General features: G+C 42.0%; 1 pseudogene. It reads left to right on the top strand.

Going from position 1 to position 333, the window contains the following annotated elements:
* Nucleotides 1-61: 61 nt before the first annotated feature.
* Nucleotides 62-333: pseudogene (locus tag K8089_RS16770) on the top strand (IS110 family transposase); the annotation flags it as partial.

Genomic DNA, 333 nt, shown 5'->3' with positions numbered 1-333 from the left:
TATAGCATCGATGAAAAAGCAGTGGATCCAGTATCTTTAAAGTTCACCAAAACAATAAGATATGAAAACTGTACCCACTGCCCAACCAAAGTTATACATTGGCATCGATATCCACAAGTTAAGTTGGAAAGTTCACTGTGCCACCGACCTTTTTTGCGGTAAATCCTTTTCCATGCCTCCCGAGGCTAAAACCCTTTATGACTATGTTCAGAAAAACTTTAAAGACCATCAAGTGAGTGTTGCTTATGAAGCTGGCTGCTGCGGATATTCTGCTCATCGTAGTTTCACTGGGTTTGGTTGGCACTCCATAGTTACCAACCCTGCCGATATCCA

The sequence above is a fragment of the Aequorivita vitellina genome (genome assembly GCF_022008365.1).
GTDB classification, from domain to species: Bacteria; Bacteroidota; Bacteroidia; order Flavobacteriales; family Flavobacteriaceae; genus Aequorivita; species Aequorivita vitellina.
This window is presented reverse-complemented; position numbering and strand designations above follow the sequence as displayed.